Raw genomic sequence first — 1,409 nt, 5'->3', positions numbered from 1 at the left:
CGGCGAGGGTAACCTGCTGGACCTCAGCATCCAGGCCGTGCGCCTGCGCGCCACCGTCGGCGAGATCAGCGATGCACTCGAAAAGGTCTACGGCCGCCACCGCGCCGACACCCAGAAGGTGACGGGCGTCTATGCCGCCGCCTACGACTCGGCCGAAGGCTGGGAGACGCTGCAGCACGAGATCGCCGCCTTCGCCGAGGAGCAGGGTCGCCGCCCCCGCGTGATGATCTCCAAGCTCGGCCAAGACGGCCATGACCGCGGCGCGAAGGTCGTGGCCACGGCCTTCGCCGACCTCGGCTTCGACGTCGACATGGGCCCGCTGTTCCAGACACCCGAGGAGTGCGCGCGCCAGGCCATCGAGAACGACGTGCATGCGGTGGGCGTCTCCACGCTCGCGGCCGGCCACAAGACGCTGGTGCCCGCGATCATTGCGGAGCTCAGGAAGCAGGGTGCGGACGACATCATCGTGTTCGTCGGCGGGGTGATCCCGCGGCAGGACTACGAGTTCCTGTACGAGGCCGGCGTCAAGGGCATCTACGGCCCGGGCACGCCGATCCCGGCCAGTGCGAAGGATGTGCTGGAGCAGATCCGCGCGGCCGTGTCACTTCAAACCGTCTGACTCATCCATTCCCCACACCGCCCGCGATCGTGGGCAATAACAACCTACAAGCAAGACACCCATGAAAGAGATCCTTGAATTCCTGGAAAAGCGCCGTGCAGACGCCCGCCTTGGCGGCGGCCAGAAGCGCATCGACGCGCAGCATGCCAAGGGCAAGCTCACGGCACGCGAGCGCATCGAGCTGCTGCTGGACGACAACACCTTCGAAGAATGGGACATGTTCGTCGAGCACCGCTGCACCGACTTCGGCATGGAGGACAACAAGATCCCCGGCGACGGCGTGGTCACCGGCTACGGCATGATCAACGGCCGCCTGGTCTTCGTCTTCAGCCAGGACTTCACCGTCTTCGGCGGTGCGCTGAGTGAGGCCCATGCCGAGAAGATCTGCAAGGTGATGGACCAGGCGATGAAGGTCGGCGCCCCGGTCATCGGCCTGAACGACTCCGGCGGCGCGCGCATCCAGGAAGGTGTCGCTTCATTGGGCGGCTATGCCGAGGTGTTCCAGCGCAACGTCATGGCCTCCGGCGTGGTGCCCCAGATCAGCATGATCATGGGCCCCTGCGCGGGCGGTGCGGTGTATTCGCCCGCCATGACCGACTTCATCTTCATGGTGAAGGATTCCAGCTACATGTTCGTCACCGGCCCCGAAGTGGTGAAGACCGTGACCCACGAGGACGTGACCGCGGAAGAACTGGGCGGCGCCTCCACCCACACCACCAAGAGCGGCGTGGCCGACATGGCCTTCGAGAACGACGTCGAAGCATTGATGATGCTGCGCCGCTTGTACAAC

2 protein-coding genes are annotated in these 1,409 nt (G+C 65.3%); both read left to right on the top strand.

Going from position 1 to position 1,409, the window contains the following annotated elements; genetic code table 11:
* Nucleotides 1–619, top strand: a 619-nt coding sequence (locus tag WKW79_RS36955) for a cobalamin-dependent protein (protein ID WP_340340185.1), incomplete at its 5' end; no start/stop codon positions are given.
* 61 nt (nt 620–680) lie between these two features.
* On the top strand, nt 681–1,409 hold a 729-nt coding region (locus WKW79_RS36950; protein WP_340340184.1), incomplete at its 3' end, for an acyl-CoA carboxylase subunit beta.

It is taken from the genome of Variovorax robiniae, assembly GCF_037889955.1.
GTDB lineage: Bacteria > Pseudomonadota > Gammaproteobacteria > Burkholderiales > Burkholderiaceae_C > Variovorax > Variovorax robiniae.
This window is presented reverse-complemented; position numbering and strand designations above follow the sequence as displayed.